The 19,144-nt window shown below is 65.6% G+C and carries 18 protein-coding genes; 11 read left to right on the forward strand and 7 right to left on the reverse strand.

The genetic code is table 11. The annotated features are described in order from the left end of the window. Window positions 1-15: 15 nt before the first annotated feature. Window positions 16-960, reverse strand: coding sequence for an ROK family protein (locus FHE74_RS08515; RefSeq protein WP_139466086.1), 945 nt, complete (start codon window positions 958-960; stop codon window positions 16-18). A gap of 104 nt (window positions 961-1,064) precedes the next feature. Between FHE74_RS08515 and FHE74_RS08520 the strand changes: the two genes are divergently transcribed. The 8 genes from FHE74_RS08520 to FHE74_RS08555 all read left to right on the forward strand — a co-directional run bounded on the left by FHE74_RS08520 (window position 1,065) and on the right by FHE74_RS08555 (window position 9,966). After that, window positions 1,065-2,183 (forward strand): N-acetylglucosamine-6-phosphate deacetylase, encoded by a 1,119-nt coding sequence (locus FHE74_RS08520; RefSeq protein ID WP_139466087.1) that lies wholly within the window; start codon window positions 1,065-1,067, stop codon window positions 2,181-2,183. A 9-nt stretch (window positions 2,184-2,192) separates the two neighbouring features. Continuing rightward, window positions 2,193-2,963 (forward strand): glucosamine-6-phosphate deaminase, encoded by a 771-nt coding sequence (gene nagB / locus FHE74_RS08525; protein ID WP_139466088.1) that lies wholly within the window; start codon window positions 2,193-2,195, stop codon window positions 2,961-2,963. A gap of 145 nt (window positions 2,964-3,108) precedes the next feature. Then, window positions 3,109-4,635 carry an ABC transporter substrate-binding protein gene (locus tag FHE74_RS08530; RefSeq protein WP_139466089.1) on the forward strand — a complete coding sequence of 509 codons (1,527 nt, stop codon included), beginning with the start codon at window positions 3,109-3,111 and terminating at the stop codon, window positions 4,633-4,635. Between the two features lies 1 nt (window position 4,636). Further along, window positions 4,637-5,575, forward strand: a complete 939-nt coding sequence (locus FHE74_RS08535) for an ABC transporter permease (protein ID WP_139466090.1) — start codon at window positions 4,637-4,639, stop codon at window positions 5,573-5,575. 2 nt (window positions 5,576-5,577) lie between these two features. Next, a complete protein-coding gene (locus FHE74_RS08540) occupies window positions 5,578-7,503 on the forward strand; it encodes a dipeptide/oligopeptide/nickel ABC transporter permease/ATP-binding protein (protein ID WP_139466091.1) in 1,926 nt (641 codons plus the stop codon). Next, a complete protein-coding gene (locus tag FHE74_RS08545) occupies window positions 7,500-8,291 on the forward strand; it encodes an ABC transporter ATP-binding protein (RefSeq protein WP_139466092.1) in 792 nt (263 codons plus the stop codon). The genes FHE74_RS08540 and FHE74_RS08545 overlap by 4 nt, the downstream gene beginning before the upstream one ends. Window positions 8,292-8,299: 8 nt before the next feature. Next, complete coding sequence (locus FHE74_RS08550; protein WP_139466093.1) at window positions 8,300-9,217, forward strand: dihydrodipicolinate synthase family protein; 918 nt, start codon at window positions 8,300-8,302, stop codon at window positions 9,215-9,217. 29 nt (window positions 9,218-9,246) lie between these two features. Further along, the gene (locus FHE74_RS08555) at window positions 9,247-9,966 is read left to right on the forward strand and encodes a FadR/GntR family transcriptional regulator (RefSeq protein ID WP_139466094.1); all 720 of its coding nucleotides are present in this window, start codon (window positions 9,247-9,249) and stop codon (window positions 9,964-9,966) included. On the opposite strand, the gene FHE74_RS08560 is transcribed toward FHE74_RS08555, so the two are convergent. Next, complete coding sequence (locus tag FHE74_RS08560) at window positions 9,947-11,026, reverse strand: HNH endonuclease signature motif containing protein (protein WP_139466095.1); 1,080 nt, start codon at window positions 11,024-11,026, stop codon at window positions 9,947-9,949. The two genes, FHE74_RS08555 and FHE74_RS08560, sit on opposite strands and share 20 nt — an antisense overlap. Window positions 11,027-11,101: 75 nt before the next feature. On the opposite strand from FHE74_RS08560, the gene cysS reads away from it, so the two are divergent. Both cysS and rlmB read left to right on the forward strand, forming a co-directional pair. Further along, complete coding sequence (cysS, locus tag FHE74_RS08565; RefSeq protein ID WP_139466096.1) at window positions 11,102-12,484, forward strand: cysteine--tRNA ligase; 1,383 nt, start codon at window positions 11,102-11,104, stop codon at window positions 12,482-12,484. Next, on the forward strand, window positions 12,484-13,428 hold the full coding sequence (gene rlmB / locus FHE74_RS08570; protein WP_139466097.1) for a 23S rRNA (guanosine(2251)-2'-O)-methyltransferase RlmB: 945 nt from the start codon (window positions 12,484-12,486) through the stop codon (window positions 13,426-13,428). Before cysS ends, rlmB begins: the two co-directional genes overlap by 1 nt. Here rlmB and FHE74_RS08575 read toward each other — a convergent pair. Genes FHE74_RS08575 through FHE74_RS08590 form a run of 4 tightly spaced genes read right to left on the reverse strand, consistent with a single transcriptional unit; the run spans window position 13,425 to window position 16,802 of the window. Further along, complete coding sequence (locus FHE74_RS08575) at window positions 13,425-14,177, reverse strand: CE1 family esterase (protein WP_246049243.1); 753 nt, start codon at window positions 14,175-14,177, stop codon at window positions 13,425-13,427. The genes rlmB and FHE74_RS08575 overlap by 4 nt on opposite strands. Beyond that, window positions 14,152-15,018, reverse strand: a complete 867-nt coding sequence (locus FHE74_RS08580) for a metal ABC transporter permease (RefSeq protein ID WP_139466098.1) — start codon at window positions 15,016-15,018, stop codon at window positions 14,152-14,154. The genes FHE74_RS08575 and FHE74_RS08580 overlap by 26 nt, the downstream gene beginning before the upstream one ends. Beyond that, entirely contained in the window at window positions 15,019-15,723 is a 705-nt protein-coding gene (locus FHE74_RS08585; protein WP_139466099.1) for a metal ABC transporter ATP-binding protein, read from the reverse strand. Further along, the gene (locus FHE74_RS08590) at window positions 15,723-16,802 is read right to left on the reverse strand and encodes a metal ABC transporter solute-binding protein, Zn/Mn family (RefSeq protein ID WP_246049244.1); all 1,080 of its coding nucleotides are present in this window, start codon (window positions 16,800-16,802) and stop codon (window positions 15,723-15,725) included. Before FHE74_RS08590 ends, FHE74_RS08585 begins: the two co-directional genes overlap by 1 nt. An 83-nt stretch (window positions 16,803-16,885) precedes the next feature. On the opposite strand from FHE74_RS08590, the gene FHE74_RS08595 reads away from it, so the two are divergent. After that, window positions 16,886-17,965 (forward strand): LacI family DNA-binding transcriptional regulator, encoded by a 1,080-nt coding sequence (locus tag FHE74_RS08595; protein ID WP_139466100.1) that lies wholly within the window; start codon window positions 16,886-16,888, stop codon window positions 17,963-17,965. Here the strand turns inward: FHE74_RS08595 and otsB are convergent. Continuing rightward, window positions 17,928-19,136: a trehalose-phosphatase gene (otsB, locus tag FHE74_RS10840; protein WP_139466101.1), complete on the reverse strand. Its 1,209-nt coding sequence runs from the start codon at window positions 19,134-19,136 to the stop codon at window positions 17,928-17,930. The two genes, FHE74_RS08595 and otsB, sit on opposite strands and share 38 nt — an antisense overlap. Between the last annotated feature and the right edge of the window lie 8 nt (window positions 19,137-19,144).

Raw genomic sequence — 19,144 nt, forward strand, 5'->3', positions numbered from 1 at the left:
CAGTCAACTTTCTGTCTAGTGAGCGTGGTCGCGGGCAAGCGCCGCGGCGGCGATCAGCGGGGCGTGGTTGAGGTTAGTGCTGAGCTTGACCGGCAGGTCAGCCTGCGGCGCCAGGGCCGCTGAACGCACCCCGGCCTCGATGGGCTCAGTGACGGCCGGGCCGATGCCGGTGACCCCTCCGCCCAGGACAATCGCGGTCAGGTCAAAGCCACTGGCGAGCGCACCCAAGCAGCGCCCGAGACCGGTGAGGTTGCCGGTGATGATGCGCTGGGCCAGGTCGTCGCCACGCGAGTAGAGCTCCATGACGCCGCGGAGATCTATTGCGTCCGGGTCCGGGGCGGTCCACGGGATGAGTCCCGCCTCGGGGTGGTGGGAAAGTACCTGGTAGTAGCGGGCGAGGGAGTTGCCGCTGGCGATGTTCTCGCAACGATCGGCAAGCCCGCGGAAGTCGGCACAGACCAACTCCGAGATCTCGCCCGCGCTGCCGGTGGGCCCGTCGATGAGGGCAGAGTCCTCGATGAGCGCGCCACCGACGCCGGTGCCCAGGGAAACGTAGAGGACGCGGCCGGTCGGGAATTCTGTGCCGGCCCCCAGCTTGTGTTCGCCGTATGCCCAGGCCCGCACATCGTTGGCGATGGCCACCGGTGCGGAGATCTCCTCGGCGGCCAGCGCGCGCAAGTCCGTGCCTGCCCAACCGGGCATGGTGTCTCCGGCGTGGACCACAGTGCCTTCTGCGGAAATGATGCCCGGGGCGCCGATGCCCACGCGGGCGATGGTGGCGCTGCCGGCCGCCTGGGTGGCCTGGCGCAGGGCGGAACGAACCTGGTCAGCGGCGGTGGAATCGGCGGGCTGGGTGGGAATGCGTCCAGTATGGAGGACGTCCCGGGGCGAGTCATCGGGGACCAGGCCATAGGCGATTTTGGTGGCGCCGATGTCGAGCACGAGCGAAACGGAGGTCACGGCGAACCTTTCGGGGCAGGAAATTCCGGAACTTATGACATCATACGTCCTATACTGGGGGCGATCCCCAGTTTTCGCATTCAATTTTCTCTTGGGAGCTGCCCATGATTGGCCGCATTGTCACGCCCGAGCGGGTCATTCCGCACGGGCGACTCGTTGTTGAAGACCGCACCATCGAGGCGGTCGAAGAGCTCGATGGTCCCGCCCCGGAGGGTGCCTCGACCTTCGTGCCCGGGTTTGTGGACCTGCACAACCACGGCGGAGATCGGGGAGCGTTCCCTACCGGTAGCGAGGAGGACTGCCGGCGCGCAGCGGCCTTCCACCTGCGCCACGGCAGCACCACCTTGCTGGCCAGCCTGGTCTCGGCCACCGAGGAAGAGATCACCCGTCAGGTGCGGGTACTGCGACCACTCGTGGAGGATGCCACTATTGCGGGAATCCACCTGGAGGGGCCTTTTATTAATGCGTGCCGGTGTGGGGCACAGGCTCCCGACCGTATTCAGCCCGGCGACCCAGAAATGTTCGCGCGGATACTCGAGGTAGCCGAAGGGACCGTGCGGCAAATGACTCTGGCGCCGGAGACCGACCATGTGGATGAGCTGGTTCGTCTGTGCGTGGAGCACAACGTGGTGGTGTCCTTTGGGCATTCCGACGCGGACGCGGAGACTGCTCGACTGGCCGTCCAGCGCGCGGTCGAGGCTGGCGCCACGGTCACTGCCACCCACCTCTTTAATGGCATGCCCCCGGTGCATCACCGCAAGCCCGGAGTGGCCGCAGCGATGCTCACGGCGGCAGCCAGTGGCCAGGCCTGGGCCGAGGTCATCGCCGACGGCGTGCATCTGGCGGACGACACCGTGGACATGGTCGTGGCCTCCGCGCCCGGTCATAGTTTTGCCATTACCGATGCCATGGAGGCGGCCGGCATGCCGGATGGGGACTACCGCCTCGGCCCGCTCGAGGTTGCGGTGGTCGACCGCGTCGCCCGATTGGTCGAGGGTGGGGCAATCGCCGGGGGTACCAGCACGTTGCACGATCAGTACCTGCGCTTTTCCTCCCGTCACGGGGAGGTGGCGGCGGCCAAGTTCGTGGCCACCACTGCGGCCGAGGTGCTCGGTCTGAGCCACGTGGGCCGGTTGGAGCCGGGGGCGGTGGCAGACGTCGTCGAGCTTGCGCCCACCGGGGAGATTCGCAGCGTTATTCGCCAGGGGCAGAAAGTTTCTTAAGGAGTAATCATGGACGTTTTGATTAGGGACACGGCCGACGAGGTGGCCATCACAGCCGCCGACATCATGACCGAGCACGTTCGCAAGGGTGACGTGTTGGGTCTGGCGACGGGATCGACTCCGGTGAAGATGTACCAGGAGCTCATCCGTCGCCACCGCGAGGAGGGGCTGAGTTTTGCCGACTCGCAGGCCTTCTTGCTCGACGAGTACGTGGGACTGGCTCACGATCACGAGCAGAGCTACTACCGCTTTATCCGCGAGAACTTCACTGCGCACGTGGACTTTGTGGACTCACGGGTGTGTAGCCCGAACGGGGCAGCCGAGGACCCGGCCGCGGAGGCGGCGGCGTATGAAGCGCGCATTGAGGCCGCCGGGGGAGTGGGTATCCAGATCTTGGGCATTGGCACCAATGGGCACATCGGGTTCAACGAGCCTGGTTCGTCGCTGCGTTCGCATACGCGGGTGCAGGCGCTGCATCACCAGACGGTGCGAGATAACGCGCGCTTTTTCGATTCGCTTGACGACGTCCCCACGCACGCCTTGACCCAAGGCCTGGCCACGATCTCCTCCTCCCGGCACCCGGTGTTGTTGGCAACCGGTGCGCAGAAAGCGCAGGCGGTGGCGCGCATGGTGGAGGGGCCGTTGAGCGCTTCGTGCCCGGCAAGCGTGTTGCAGCTGCACCCGCGGGTGACCGTCATCGTGGATGCGGAGGCTGCTGCGGATCTGGTTGAGGTCGAGCACTACCGTTATCTGGAGTCCGTGTCCCCCGTAAGGGGGTAACCAAGCTCCCACGACCTGGACATTGTGATTCAGGTTAATTGAATATCTAAAACGCCTGTGAGTCACAAATCCCTGGGGATATGATGTCTGACAAGAGCACATGGGACGTCTGATCTCTGTGCTGTCGGATAGAAAGGGACCTCAGATGCGACGCATAGCAGCAACCATCGCCGTGGCCGCACTCACCCTGACCGGGTGCGCCACCGGCGAGGACAGTGGAGCAAGCGACGGCACCATCAACGCGGCCGTGGCCTACGCCACCACCAACTACGACCCCTCCGCCACCTCATCTGCCCTGGCGCTGGGCACCAACTGGCACGTCATGGAGGGCCTCTACGAGCTCAACATGGCCGACTACTCGGTGTACAAGGGCCTCGCCGCCGAGGACGAGCCCACCAAGGTGTCCGACACCGAGTACACGGTTTCCCTCCGCGAGGGTGCGAAGTTCTCCGACGGCACCGACGTGACCTCCGCCGACGTCGTCCACTCCTTCGAGCGCGCCATGAAGGAGGGAAACCTGTACGCCAGCATGCTCAACTTCATCGACTCGGTGGAGGCCAAGGACGAGCGCACCGTGACCATCAAGCTCAAGAAGCCGTTCTCCTTGCTTCAGGAGCGCCTGGCCGTGGTCAAGATCGTTCCTAAGGACGCCACCGAGGAGCAGCTGACCTCCAAGCCGGTGGGCACCGGCCCCTACAAGTACGAGTCGATCGACGACGCCCGCATCAAGGCCGTCAAGAACGAGAACTACAACGGCACCAAGCCCGCCGGCTCTGATGCCATCGAGTGGGAAGTGCTCATCGACGACACCGCCCGCACCACCGCCCTGCAGTCTGGCTCCGTCGACGTGATGGAGAACGTGCCGGCCGACAACCGCTCCCAGCTCGAGAGCGCCGGCATGACCGTGGAGTCCAAGAAGGGCTTCAACCAGCCCTTCCTCATCTTCAACACCCAGAAGGCGCCGTTCAACGACAAGCGCGTGCGCCAGGCCCTGCACTACGCCATCAACACCCAGCAGCTGGTGGACAACAACATGTCCGGCACCGCCACCCCAGCTTCCTCGTTCCTGCCGGAGAACCACCCGAACTACCACAAGGCAGCCACCCAGTACGAGTACGACCCGGAGAAGGCGAAGAAGCTGCTGGCAGAGGCGGGTGTCGATAAGCTCAACATCACCCTTCTAACCACCGATCACACCTGGATCGAGAACCTAAGCCCCCAGATCAAGAACGACCTCGAGGCCGTGGGCATCGGTGTCACCCTGCAGGCCCAGGCATCTGCCTCGCTTTACGCGGACAACCTCGACCAGGAGAACTCCAACTACGACGTCGCCCTGGCCCCCGGTGACCCCTCCGTCTTCGGCCAGGACCCCGCGCTGCTGATCGACTGGTGGTACGGCAACAACGTCTGGACGCAGAAGCGCTCCTTCCTGCAAGAGTCCGACCCCGCCACCTACCAGGCCATCCGCGCCGCAGTCGACGAGGGCGTGACCCTCGAGGGCGACGCTCAGCAGCAGAAGTGGAACGAGGCGCTCGACATCATCGCCGACAACGCCGTGACCTACCCGTTGTTCCACCGCGAAATGATCACCGCCTACAACGACGAGAAGGTCAGCGACTTCGCGCCGATCTCCACCACCGGCCTGTCCTTCCTGGGAACTAAGACGAACTGACATGAACACACTGATACGACTCATCGGGCGTCGCCTGATCATGCTCCCGGTGATGGTGCTGGGCGTGACCTTCCTGGTTCACGTCATCATGGCCCTGTCACCCGTTGATCCGGCGTACGCAGCGCTAGGCGAAAGCGCCAGCCCCCAAGCCCTCGAGGCCTACCGTGAGCAGCACGGCCTCAACGACCCCTGGTTCGTGCAATTCGGCAGCTACGTTGCCGGCATGCTGCACGGAGACCTGGGCGTGTACGGGCAAGGCAACATGTCAGTGGCAGACAAAGTTTTCACCGCCTTGCCCGTCACTCTCCAGCTCACCCTTTTTGGACTCATCATCGCCGTGGCCGTGGCCTTCCCGCTGGGAATCGTCTCCGCGCTCTACCGTGACCGCCTGCCCGATCACATCATTCGCCTGATCTCGGTGCTGTGCATCGCCACCCCGAGCTTCTGGCTGGCGATCCTGCTGGTCCTGGCCTTCATCGGGAAGCTCCCGGTGGCCGGGCCGCTGCCCTCCGACCCCGCCGGGTGGATGCTGCGCATGCTGCTTCCGGCGTTCGCGCTCGCGGTGCCGGTGATCGGCCAGATGACCCGCATCGTGCGCACCTCCATGGTCGAGGAAATGGATGCCGACTACGTGCGCACCGCCCTGGGCGCCGGCGTCCCGCGCCGGGTGGTCATCTCCCGCAACGTCCTACGTAACGCCCTGATCACGCCCGTCACCGTTCTCGGTTTGCGCGTCGGCTACCTCATGGGAGGCGCCGTGGTCATCGAGATCATCTTCAACTTGCAGGGCATGGGTCGTGTGCTTATCGACGGAATCACCAACTCCTGGGTCACCGTCGTCCAAGGCGCGACCCTGGTGGTGGCGATCACCTTCATCCTGGTCAACATCATCGTCGATCTGCTGTACGTACTCATCAATCCCCGCATTAGGTCGGTGTAACCATGCCTAAATTCACGTGGTGGCGCTCCATGAGCGTCAGCTCCCGGGTTTCCCTCATCGTTTTGGCCCTGGTGGCGCTCAGCGCCCTGCTCGCGCCAGTGCTGGCCCCGTATGACCCCAACGCCATTTCCATGAAAGGCCAGCCGCCGAGCGGCGAGCACCTCTTCGGCACCGACCACTTGGGCCGCGATGTGTTCTCTCGCCTGCTCTACGGTGGCCGCTACTCCCTGACCGTCGGACTGGCCGCCACCGGCCTGGCGCTGATCCTCGGTGCGATCATCGGCTCCGTGGCCGCGGTTTCTGGCCGCCTGGTCAGCGAGACGATTATGCGCATCATGGACATCATCATGTCCGTGCCGGCCATTGCCCTGGCCGCTGTTGCCGTCGTGGTGTTCCGCGACCCGGAGCGCCCCGGTTTCATGCTGCTGGTTATTGTCTGCGCGATCGGTTTCGTCTACACCCCGCAGCTAACCCGCATCGTGCGCGCCAACGTCATGAGCGAGTATGGCGAGGACTACGTCAACGCCGCCGTCGTTTCCGGCGCCCGCGCCCCCTGGATCCTGGTGCGCCACGTGGCGCGCAACTGCGCAGCCCCCATCATGGTGTTTGCCACCTTGCTCGTCGCCGACGCCATCATCCTCGAGGCATCGCTGACCTTCATCGGTGCGGGCCTGCAAGAGCCTGTGGCCACCTGGGGCAACATCCTGTCCTCGGCGCAGCCTGGCGTGCTGCGTGGCGAATGGTGGCAGGCCCTGTTCCCCGGCATCATGATCATGCTGACCGTGCTGTGCCTGAACATCGTCTCCGAGGGCATCACCGACGCCATGGTCGCCGCCCCCAAGGGCAAAGTGGCCACCCAGGCCACCGGCATGCTCGCTGACCCCGTTGCCGCACACCGTGCCCAGGAGCCGGCCCTGCGCCAGCGCCTTACCGACCTGCGCACCACCGAGGCCACCCGCACCGACCGCTTCGTGTCCGACCCCAGCAAGCCCGTCGTGCTCGAGGTCAAGGACCTGTGCATCTCCTTCCCGCGCCACGGCGACGTCAACGTTGTTGACCACGTCAGCTACTCCGTGCGCGCCGGAGAAACCCTGGGTGTCGTCGGCGAGTCCGGCTGCGGCAAGTCCATCACCGCCCTGGCGATCATGGGCCTGTTGGACCCGCGTGCCAAGGTTTCTGGTGAGATCCTCTACCAGGGCCGCGACCTGCTGAAGATGTCGGCCAAGGAGCGCCAAGGATTGCTGGGCCACGAGATGGCCATGATCTACCAGGATGCTCTGAGCGCACTGAACCCGTCGATGCTGATTCGCTCCCAGATGCAGCAGCTGACCTCGCGCGGTGGCACCCGCTCCGCCGAGGAGCTGCTGGAACTCGTTGGCCTGGACCCCAAGCGCACCCTGGAGTCCTACCCGCACGAGCTGTCCGGTGGCCAGCGCCAGCGCGTTCTCATCGCCATGGCCCTGACCCGCGATCCCAAGCTGATCATCGCCGACGAGCCCACCACGGCCCTCGACGTGACCGTGCAAAAGCAAGTCATCAACCTGCTCAACGAGCTGCGCGAAAAGCTCGGTTTCTCCATGATCTTTGTGTCCCACGATCTCGCCCTGGTGGCTGAGGTCGCGCACAGCATCACCGTGATGTACGCCGGCCAGGTCGTCGAGCAAGGCCCGACCACCGAGCTGCTGACCAACCCCCAGCACGAGTACGCGCGCGGACTGCTCGGCTCCGTCCTCTCCATCGAGTCCGGCTCCGGTCGCCTCCACCAGATCCCTGGTGTGGTGCCCTCGCCGCAGGACTTCCCGGCCGGTGACCGCTTCGCGCCGCGTTCCTCGCACCCCGGCTACGGCGAGGACATCCGGCCCGTGCTTACCCCCGTGAGCGAAGGACATTTCTACGCCGCCCTGCCACCTCAGGAGGAACAGCGATGAGCGAACCCATTATCGAGCTGCGCGATGTCTACGTGGAGTTCACATCCCGCACCGGTGGGCTGTTCCGGCCCAACAAGGTCAAGGCCGTCAACGGGGTTTCCCTGGCGGTAGGCCCGGGGGAAACCATAGGTATCGTCGGCGAGTCCGGCTGCGGCAAGTCGACCACCGCCAACGTCATGTGTGGCCTCCAGCAGGTTTCCCAGGGCCAGGTCCTGTTCAAGGGGCGCGACGTTACCAAGCGCACCGCCGCGGATCGCCGTGAGATTGGCCGCGTGGTTTCCGTCGTGTTCCAGGATCCGGCGACCGCCCTCAACGCCCGCATGAGCGTCGAAGAACAACTCACCGACCCCATGCGCGTACACAAGCTGGACGTGTCCCCAGATCGCATCCGTGAGCTGATCACCCGCGTAGGCCTGCCAGAGTCGGTGCTGCACGCGATGCCCGGGCAGCTGTCCGGCGGCCAGCGTCAGCGCGTCGCCATCGCCCGAGCGCTCGCCCTCAACCCCGACGTCATCATCGCCGACGAGCCCACCTCAGCCCTGGACGTGTCGGTGCGCGCGCAGATCCTCAATCTGCTCACCGACCTCAAGAACGACCTCGGCCTGTCGATGGTGTTCATCTCCCATGACATCCAAACCGTGCGCTACGTTTCCGACCGCATTGTCGTCATGAACGGCGGCCGCATCATCGAGCAGGGCTCCGCCGCTGAGCTGCTGTCTAACCCCACGGACGACTACACCCGTAAGCTCCTGGCCGCTGCCCCCTCTCTGCTTCACCCGAAAGGCTAGAAATTCCCATGAGTGCACCCATTCGCGGCGTTGTACCTCCCGTTACCGTCCCGCTTCTCGACGACCGCTCGCTCGACCTGGTTTCCTACCAGCGTCAGATCGACCGCCTCATTGACGCCGGCGTCGACGGCCTCTTCATCCTGGGCTCCACGGGTGAGGTCGCCTTCTCCACCGTCGAGCGTCGCCGCGAGATCATCGCGGCCTCGGTTGATGCCATTGCGGGCCGCGTTCCCTGCCTGGTGGGAGTCGTCGATACGCAAACCGATCGCGTCATCGAGCACATCAAGACCGCCGAGGAGTTCGACATCGCCGGCGTCGTCGCCACCGCGCCGTTCTACGCGCTGGGCGGTATCCCCCAGATTGAGCAGCACTTCCGCCTCCTGCGCGCGGCCACCGAGCTGCCGATCTACGCCTACGACATCCCGGTCTGTGTCCACACCAAGCTGCCCGTCGACCTGCTGATCTCGCTCGCCCTCGACGGCGTGCTGCAGGGCGTCAAGGACTCTTCCGGTGACGATGTCGCGTTCCGGTATCTCTCCCTCGCTAATCGACGCGCCGGCAAGCCCCTATCCCTACTCACCGGCCACGAAGTGTGCGTCGACGCGGCCTACATGGCAGGAGCCGATGGTTGCGTGCCCGGCCTGGGCAACGTCGACCCGGACGCCTACGTTCGCCAATGGCGCGCCTACCAGGAGGGCGACTGGGAAACCGTGCGTACCGAGCAGGACCGCCTGGCCGAGCTCATGCGCGTGGCCATGGTGGCGCGTTCGGCTACCGGTTTCGGGGCTGGCGTGGGTGGCTTCAAGACCGCCCTGGCCTGCATGGGCATCTTCGCCACCAACCAGATGCCGGAGCCGGTTTCCCGTCTCCAGGGCGAGGACGTTCAGCGCGTCGAGGACATCCTCGCCGAGCTTGGTATGGTCTAACGTCAGATGAATTGGGAAGGGGTACGTCTATGACGTTGCCAACGCCGCGACGCCGGCCGCAATCGGTGACCGCAGCCGCCGTGGAAGACATCAAGCGCTACATCCGCGAGCAGCATTTGCGCACGGGTGATCCCCTTCCCACCGAGTCTGAGATCTGCGAGCGCCTGGGATATTCGCGATCGTCCGTGCGCGAGGCGATTCGCATCCTTTCCACGCTGGACATCGTGACGGTGCGCCACGGCCATGGCACCTATGTGTCTGGCATGTCGTTGGAGCCGTTGGTCAACGGGCTAGTGTTCCGCACCGTTCTCGAGGCTGACGACTCCCTTGGTTTCCTAGGCAATGTCGTCGATGCCCGCGAGGCGTTGGATCTTTCGCTCGGTGCTGAGCTGGCGCGATCCGTCGACGGGGAAACCGTGGAGCAGCTCAACGCGCTGGTGGAGAAGATGCGCGAGCGTATCGCCCACGGTGAGCACTTCGCCGAAGAGGACCAGGCCTTCCACCGGCTCCTGGTTTCCCGCACCGCCAACCCCTTGGTGCGCGAGCTGTCTGACGCCTTTTGGCAGGTCCACGACGAGGTCATGCCCCTGTTGCATATGGACGTCGTGTCGGTCGCCGATAGGCAGCGCTCCGTCGAGGCACACCAGGCCATCGTGGACGCTGTGGAGAAGGGGGAAACCGAGGCGTACACGGCTGCGGTGCGGGAGCACTACGCCCCGCTGCGCTCGGTTATTGAGGCACGCGTTTAGCCACCGCCCGCCCGGATTTGTCCAGGAGCGGGTGGTTGTTGCGGCGCACTGTGTCGCCGCGTGACCAGTAGACAGACCCGTCGTCCCCGATATCTATTCGGCCGTTTCGGGGTGGGCGGTCGGGGGAGTCGTCGTTACGCCCGTTGTGTTTTCGGCACAGGGCCACGAGTCCGTCGAGGTTGGTATTGCCGCCGTGTTTCCATGCCGTGACGTGGTGCATTTGGCACTCGGTGGCGGGGGTGGTGCAGCCGGGCCATTGGCACATGAGGTCGCGCCCCTCGATGATGAGGCGTTGTTTCGAGTTGGCGTGTCGCTGGGCGCGGTAGGCGTTGACGGGGCCAACCAACGGCTCGTAGAGGACGGCTACGTGGTCGTCGGCCATGAGTCCCGAAACCAGCTCTGCACCGGTGACGGTGGTGCCATCGGTGGCGGCGAAGATGGTTTCGTCGCCATCGTGGGAGCGCAGGCGCAGCCAGTCGGGAAGCGGGATAATCACCTGGGGCATGAGCGAGTACGGGGCGGGGCCGGTGCTGGTCATGAGGGCGTCGTACATGGCCTGCTCGTAGGTCAACGCGGTGTCCTGGGCACGCAGGCTGCGAGCGCGCGCGTCCAGGGTGCTCAGCAGGCGCTTGATGTCGCGCTCGGGACCGGTGACGGTAAAGGTGCGGTTGCCGTTGGTGTCGGTCGTCTTACCTCCGCGTACGGCTCGCCTGCCTAGGTTGGGGCCGTTGCCGGCATTGCGGGCGCGAACGATGTCGCGGGCTTTGAGGTCGATGTCGTCGATGCTGCCGTCGAGAAGCGCGAGTTCGGCCAACAGCGCATACCGGTCGCCGTGGCGTAAACCGCGCGCATGTTTAGTGATCACCAGGATCCGCTCCAGGGAAGCCTGCGCCAGGCGCTGCCGAGCCAGGGGAGCGCGATGCAGCATCTCCGCCGCCCGCCGATAGCGCACCAGCTGGCTAGCGCTGAAGGTGGCGCGTAGGAGGTCGCTGTCGCCAGCCTCCCGGATGGCCGCGAGCAACCCCAGGCCTTGGGTGCGCAAGATGTCGAGCGGATTCATGGGGCTCACGCTAGACCGCTCGCCGCGCCAACGCCGCCGCCTGCTGTGGATAACTCTTTGTTTAGACTAAGACCTGTGAATTTACGCATTTTTGACACCGCCACCCGCAGTCTTCGCGAGTTTGTCCCCGTCAAGCCGGGGCACGCGTCGGTGTATCTGTGTGGGGCAACCCCGCAGGCCAAGCCCCATATTGGGCATCTGCGTTCGGGCGTAGCGTTCGACATTTTGCGCCGCTGGCTGATCGCCAAGGGCCTCGATGTGGCGTTCGTGCGCAACGTCACCGACATCGATGACAAGATCCTCACCAAGGCCGCGGACAACGATCGCCCCTGGTGGGAGTGGGTCGCCACGCACGAGCGCGAGTTCACCCGCGCCTACAACGCGCTCGGCGTTCTACCCCCCTCGACGGAGCCTCGTGCTACGGGGCACGTCACGCAGATGGTGGACTACATGCGCAGGCTTATCGACGCCGGTTTTGCCTACGCGGACAGCGGTTCCGTGTACTTTGACGTCGCTGCCTGGTCGGCGGCGGCCAACTCGGATTACGGGCACCTTTCGGGAAACCGGGTCTCCGAGATGGAGCAGGGCGAGGGCCAGGCGGCCGGCAAGCGCGGCGCGCAGGACTTTGCCCTCTGGAAGGCCGCCAAGCCGGGCGAGCCGAGCTGGCCCACGCCGTGGGGAAACGGGCGGCCAGGTTGGCACCTGGAGTGCACGGCTATGGCCACCTGGTATCTGGGGGAAACCTTCGATATTCACTGCGGTGGCCTGGACTTGCAATTCCCGCACCACGAGAACGAGATCGCCCAGGCGCATGCGGCTGGTGACGGTTTTGCTAACTACTGGATGCACAACCACTGGGTGACCATGGCGGGCGAGAAGATGTCCAAGTCGCTGGGCAACGTGCTCGACCTGGACAGCATGCTCGAGATCGTGCGCCCGGTGGAGCTGCGCTACTACCTGGGCAGCGCGCACTACCGCAGCGTGCTGGAGTACTCCCAGGAGTCGCTGGTCGAGGCCGCCCGCGGCTACCGACGCATCGAGGACTTTGTGCAGCGCCTGGACATGCCCGAGCCTGGTGAGCTGCCCGCCGCATTTGTCGAGGCCATGGATGAGGACTTGGCCGTACCGCGTGCCCTGGCCGTCATCCACGGCACCGTGCGCGCCGGCAACGCGGCCCTGGCCGAGGGGGAAACCGAGAAGGCGCGCGAGTTGGCGGCCCAGGTGCGTGCGATGGCCCAGATTCTGGGTGTGGATCCTGCTGAGGGCGGCCAGAGGGCGTCGAGAAGCGATGCTGCCCTCGAGGCCCTGGTTTCCCATGCCCTGGAGCAGCGCACCCGGGCGCGTGCGGAGAAGGATTTTTCCACTGCGGACGCTGTTCGTGACATGCTGGCAGCGGCAGGCATTGAGGTCACCGATACTGCCGACGGTCCGCGTTGGGCCCTGATTGAGGAGAAGTAATGGCGAATAACAACCACGACCGTCGCGGCACGCGCAAGACCAACAAGAAGGGTGCGACCAAGGGGTCGGGCGGGCAGCGCCGCCGGGGCCTGCGCGGCAAGGGTGCGACCCCGAAGGCCGAGGATCGCGTCTACCACGCGGCACACAAGCGCAAGCTGGAGCGCCAGCGTCGCGACTCGGGCCGTCACGAGAAGGTCAACGAGACTGAGCTGGTGGTGGGCCGTAACCCCGTCATCGAGTGCCTGCACGCCAAGGTGCCGGCCAACGCGCTGATCGTAGCCATGGGCACCGGCCACGACGATCGCCTGTCCGAAGCGGTAGCGTTGGCCAACTCGCGCGGCATCATTGTGCGCGAGGTGCAGCGCCACGAGCTCGACCACATGACCGGCTCCACCCTGCACCAGGGCGTGGGTCTGGAGATCCCGCCCTACCAGTACGCGGACGTGTTCGACCTCATCGCCAAGGCGGCCGAGGAGCCCAAGCCGGGCATGTTCGTCATCCTCGACAACATCACCGACCCGCGAAACCTGGGCGCGGTTATCCGCTCCACCGCGGCCTTCGGCGGCAACGGCGTGATCATCCCAGAGCGCCGCTCAGCCAGCGTGACCGCCGTGGCCTGGCGTACCTCCGCCGGCACCGCAGCCCGCCTGCCCGTTGCGCGCGCCACCAATCTGACGCGCACGCTCAAGGAGTTCCAGAAGAACGGCTACCAGATCGTCGGCCTGGACGCCGGCGGCGAGCACACGCTGGATACCTATGACGGCGGCACCGATCCCGTAGTCATCGTCGTCGGCTCGGAGGGCAAGGGCATCTCGCGCCTGGTGCGCGAAAACTGCGACGTGATCATGTCCATCCCCACCGCAGACTGGGTCGAGTCCCTCAACGCCTCAGTGGCTGCCGGCGTGGTGCTCAGCGAGTTCGCTCGCCAGCGCCGCCAGGCCTAGAAACCGAAGAAGTCCGCCACCGCCTCGGCGGCCACGATGTGATCAGAGTTCGGTCCCAGGCGTGCGTCCGTGCGCGCGGGGGAGGGGACGACGTGCCCCATGCCCTCGACGGTGATCAGCCGCGCCTGGGTTTCCCCCCAAGTTTCGGTGATCACGCCGGGGGCTATTTCCTCGCGCACAGGATCCGTAGCGCCGAAGGCAAAATACTCGGCGGTTTCGCGCGCTGAGACCACCGTGCCTCGGCCGCGCGCCACGAGCCCACCCTCATACGGTGAGATCGGGTCAGCGGTGCCGTGGATGGTCAAAAACGGGGTGGGCTCTGGCGTGCCCAGCCCGTCGATCAGGTTGTCCGGGGTGGGCAAATTCGCGGCGAAGGTGGCGGCGCCTGCCAGGAGGCCGGGGGTGTCGTGAAGCACACGCAGCACCATGTGGCCGCCGTTGGAGAAACCGCACGCGTAGGTTTCCTCTCCGGCAAGCGCCTCGACGAAGGCGACGTCATCCACGCCGAGTTCGCGGGTGCGCTCGGGCAGGTTGCGGCGGGCGTCGTTGAAGTGTCGCTCCACGCCGTCGAGGTAGCGCACCTTGACTCCCAGGTTGTCGAAGGTGTTGGCGGTGAAACGGCGGGCGACGGAGGCCGACTGCATTGAGCCGTGCAGAAATAGCAAAACGCGGTCGCCCTCACCCACCTCCAGGTAGGTGCGAGTACGACCGCCGATGTCGATGCTATGGCGTGTGGGGGTGATCGTCATGCCGCGATGCTACCTGGACGCGGCGATCCCGCATGCCTCCGATAGCGCGGCAGATGAGGTAGATGAGGAAGGAGATCGTGGTCACGAACACGCTCACCGGCAGCCCGGGAGCGAGTGAGAGCACAATTCCGCCCACCGCGGAGATCTCGGAGAAGATCACCGAAAGCACGACCGTTTTCACCGGCGACGAGGTCACGTGGGCAGCGGCCGCGCCGGGGGTAATCAGCAGAGCCATGACCAAAAGCGAACCCACGATCTGCACGGACTGGGCCGAGGCCAAACCAACCAGCACGGCAAAGATCACGGAGTACAGGCGAACGTTGACACCGCTGGCCTGTGCCATCGCGGGGTCTACCGACGCGAACAACAGCGGGCGCCAGATGAGCACCACAGCGCCTACCACCAGCGCTGTCACCCCGGCGAGCAGCCACGTGGAGGCGCTGGAAACGCCCACGATCTGGCCGGTCAGCAGCGCCATTGCCGTGGTGGAGTTGCCCGGGTACAGGTACAAAAACAGCACGGACAAGCCCAGGCCGAAGCTCATGACCACGCCTATCGACGAGTCCTGTTGGCCCCGGAATCCCAGCACAGCCAAGACGATGGCCGCGGCAATAGCACCCGCCACCGCGCCGAAGCCCAGGTTGAACCCGAACAGCAGGGCGGCGGCGGCACCCATAAGCGCGAGCTCGCTGGTGGCGTGCACCGAGAAGGACATGCGGCGCAGCACAATCAGCGGGGTCATCACGCCAGAGAGCACACCCAGCAGCGCAGAGGCGATCACTGCCTGCTGAACAAAGCCCACCTGGAGCAGGGCATTGGTATCAGCGAAGTAGCTTTCCATCTAGACCACCACCATTCGGCCGTCGAGCTCGATCACGTCGACCTTGGTGCCGTAGAGCTCGCTGAGGACGTCGGAACGCATAACCTCCGAGACGGTACCCAGCGTGTGCCCGTGCGGGGCGAGGTAGAGCACGCGGTCGACTACATGCAGAACGGGGTTAATGCCGTGGGTCACCACGACCACGGCAGTGTTGTGTTCGCGGCGGCGAGCATCCAACAGCGCGACGGCGTCTTGCTGGCGGGCGACATCGAGGCTGAGCAGCGGCTCGTCGGCCAGCAACAGGTCCGGGTCGTTGGCCAAGGCCTGCGCCTGGCGGATCAGCTGCTGCTGTCCGCCCGAAAGCCGGCCCACGCGGTGATCGGCGAACCCTTGGGCGCCGACGGTGCGCAATAGGGCGTCGACACGCTCGCGCGAGGCACTTCTCCCAGTCAACACCCCATGCGCCAGCGAGAGGGAAACCAGGTCGCGAGCCCGCATCGGCAGCTCGGCCTCGAACATGCGTTGCTGCGGGATGAATCCGGTGCGGCCAGACAGCTCCACCCGGCCACGGGAGAGTTGCCGGGTGCCCAGGATCGTGTGCAGCAGCGTTGACTTGCCTACGCCATTAGGGCCGAGCACGGCGATGAACTCACCGGGCTCGACCTCGAGGTTGAGGCCGGACCAAAGGGGGTCTACCGCGGCCTCGGTAAATCGGAGAAGTGGCACTACTTCGTGGCTTCTTCCAGTGCGGAGACAACCTGCTCGAAGTAGTCGAGGAAGTTCACACCCTCCGGTGCGACCTCACCAATCTCGACGATCTTGACGCCCTTTTCCACGGCCGCGTCGTGGACGCGCTTAGTCAGGTCCGTCTCGGTCTGCGGGTTGTAGAGCAGGACATCGACCTCACCGTTGTTGATCTTGTCCAGGAAGGCAGCCAGATCGGCCGCGGACGGGGAGGCGTGGTTCAGCGCGGCCTGCCGGTAGCTATCCGGGGTGACGTCCTCGAGGTGGGAGTCGTCGATGAGGTAGTCGCCGATGGTCTCAGTCTGGGCGACCTTGGCGTGGGGGAGAGCCTCGAGACGGGTGCGCAGATCATCCATGCGGGTGGTCACCGGCTTAGCGTCGGCCTTGGCCTCCGGGGACTTCTCCTTAGCAGCGGTTGCGATGTCCTCCGCGACGGCGGACACGGCATCGACGTCGAACCAGATGTGCTCGTTGCCATCGACAGTCTCGATCGCGTGCTCGTGGTTGTGGCCCTCGTGGCCTTCCGACTCGGCACCGTGCTCGTGCGCGTGGTCGTGGTCGTGCCCCTCGGCATCGTGCGAGTGATCGTGGCCTTCCTCGCCGTGCGCGTGGTCGTGGTCGTGCCCCTCGGCATCGTGCGAGTGATCGTGGCCTTCCTCGCCGTGCGCGTGGTCGTGGTCGCCGTGATCATGCGAGTGCGCCACCAGCGGCAGGGCATGCACGATCTTGTCTTCCTTGCCGTCGTTGACCAGCGGCTCGTACAGCCAAGCGTCATATCCGCCGCCGCCCACCACGACCATGTCGGCTTCCATGCCCTTGGCCAGGTCCGTGGCGGAGGGCTCGAAGCTGTGCGGGTCGATCGCGGAGTCTTCCACGATGGCGGAGACCTCGCCGCCGTCGGTCACCACAGCGGAGACCACATCTCCCCACACGGAGGTGGAGGCCACGATGTCGATGGTGGCGTCCTGCGCGGCGTCCTGGGGCGCAGAATCGGTGGAGCAGGCGGTCAGAGTCAGGCCGGCGATCGCTACGGCCCCGAAGGATGCGATACGAGTTGTCATGCTTTCCACCCTCATGGTATTGGGAAAAGTTGTCAACATGAAAATAAGTTGAAAATGACAGCGATCTACTAACATCGGCCACCATGCACAAGCGTCGCCCGCGGGGCACCCTCGCCTCCCTGGCCGCAGATCTTGGGGTCTCACGCACGACCGTGTCCAACGCCTACAACCACCCGGACCAACTCTCGCCCGCCCTGCGCGCCCGCATCCTGGCTGCCGCCGAGGCGCGTGGTTACCCCGGCCCGGATCCCACCGCCCGCTCCCTGCGCACCCGCCGGGTGGGCTCCCTGGGCGTGCTGCTCACCGAGGACTTGTCCTACGCCTTCGAGGATTACGCCTCCGTCGAGTTTCTGGCCGGGCTTGCCGATTCGCCCTTCGCCCTGACCCTCGTGCCCACCGGCTCCGATGGGGGAAACCGGGGACTCGTGGATTCCGTGGTGGTCGATGGCTTCGTGGTGTATTCGGTGGCCAGCGACGACCCCGGCCTGGCTGCGGTGCGCACCACCGGCCTGCCCTTTGTGGTGTGCGATCAGCCCTACGACGTGGAGGGGCACTCTTTCGTCGGCATTGATGACGCGTCCTCGGCGGCCCTGGCGGCTCGCGCGGTGGCGCAGGCGGGGCACCGTCGCATCGGAATCCTGGCCAAGAGGCTCATGCGTGCGCGTTTCGACGGCCCAGTCTCACCCGCAGAACTTCCCACCGCCGACCTGCATGTCCAGCGGGCGAGGGTCCACGGTGTGCTGGAGGAGCTGGCTGCGTGGGGCGTCGATAAGCGCACCATTCCTATTGTGACCCGCCACCACAACGACGAGGCCAGCGCGGCCGATGGCGCGCGCGAGCTCTTAGAGCGCAACCCCGATCTCACCGCCGTGGTGTGCACCACCGACTCGATGGCGCTCGGGGCGCTGGCGTACGCCCACGATCAAAGGATTGAGGTGCCGCGCGAGCTCAGTATCACTGGCTTCGACGGGATCGAGCTGGCCAAGGCTCGGGGCTTAACGACGATCGCCCAGCCGCTCAAGGCCAAAGGCCGCATGTGCGGGAAGCTGCTGTCCTCCGCGGTCACCGAGCGGCTGAAGGATCAAGCCCCGGCTGACCCCAAGCGGGTCCTGCTCAAGGCGCACCTTATTCCTGGGGCAACTCTCGCCCCGTTAGAGCCATAAGCTTGTCCACTTCGCTGGCGCCGGCGTCGGCCGGCACGGGGGCGGCAAACTTCTGCGGGTCCTGGGAGTAGCCCTTCGCGATCCCCTGAGCGACCTCTTCGCTCAGGTGGTGCTCGATGCCGTTGGGAACGGCCAGGTCCCAGGTGTGAATGAACAGATCCGGGATGAGGAAGCCGCGAATGGCCTCCTCCATGTCGCCGGCCTCCAGCATCTGGCGCACCAGGCCGGCGAAGGCGTGGAACTGGTCCACCAGGTTGTCATGGCGTACGGCAGCGCGCCCGGCCATCTCTGGAAGCCAGCTGGTTACGTGGTCCACCAGGTCGCGGGCATTCCACCCGGCGCAGGCAGTGGGGGCAGTCTCGTCCTTGAGCTGGTACAACACGGCGGCGAAGTGGGCGATGGCCCATTCCAGCCGGCCCGCGGTGTCTTTGGGGTAGGCAACGTGGGCGGTGCGGGCGTCGGCGAGCTCGGTGAAGAACTCGGCAACCGCATCCCGGTCAGCCACGCGCAGGCCGGCGGCGGTTTCTCCCTCACCGACCTTGACGCCCAGGTCGTTTTCCCCCAGCACCCGGAAACCGTTCTCATCTGTCACATCGTCGCCGACAAAGACGGTGGAGGTGGCGCCCAGTTCGGTGCGTGCCTGATCGATCCACGTCCCCTTGGTCACATCGGTGGCAGAGAACTCCACAATGTTTTTGCCCAGCGTGACGTGCACGCCTGGCACATCAAGGGCGCGGGCTGCTGCGAGAACCCGCTCGGCTTCTGCCGGGTCACGCTGCGAAAGCTCGAGCACGTGCGCCACGCGCTGGAAAGGCTTGCGCTCGATGCCCGCGCCGGGCACATCCATGATGGGCGCAAGCTGGCGCTCTACCTCATCGAGCAGCGCCTTCTGCTCCGGGGTGGGCTCGGCGGCCAGCTGCGACTCGTTGCCGTGTGAGCCCGCCATGAGGACGGGGGCGCGCAGCCGGCACACCTGAACCAAGCCCTCCAAGTGGCGCCCGGACAGCACCGCGACCGTGGTGCGCGGCAGCCCCGCCAGGCGGGTCAGGGCACCGAGGCCCTGGAGATTGACCGGAACATCGTAGATATCGGTGGAGAAACCGGCGAGAGTTCCATCGAAATCGGAGACGACGAAAAGGTGATCTGTCTGCGCAAGCTCGGTGGTGTGCATGCCGTCCA

The sequence above is a fragment of the Corynebacterium tapiri genome (assembly GCF_006334925.1).
Lineage (GTDB): Bacteria > Actinomycetota > Actinomycetes > Mycobacteriales > Mycobacteriaceae > Corynebacterium > Corynebacterium tapiri.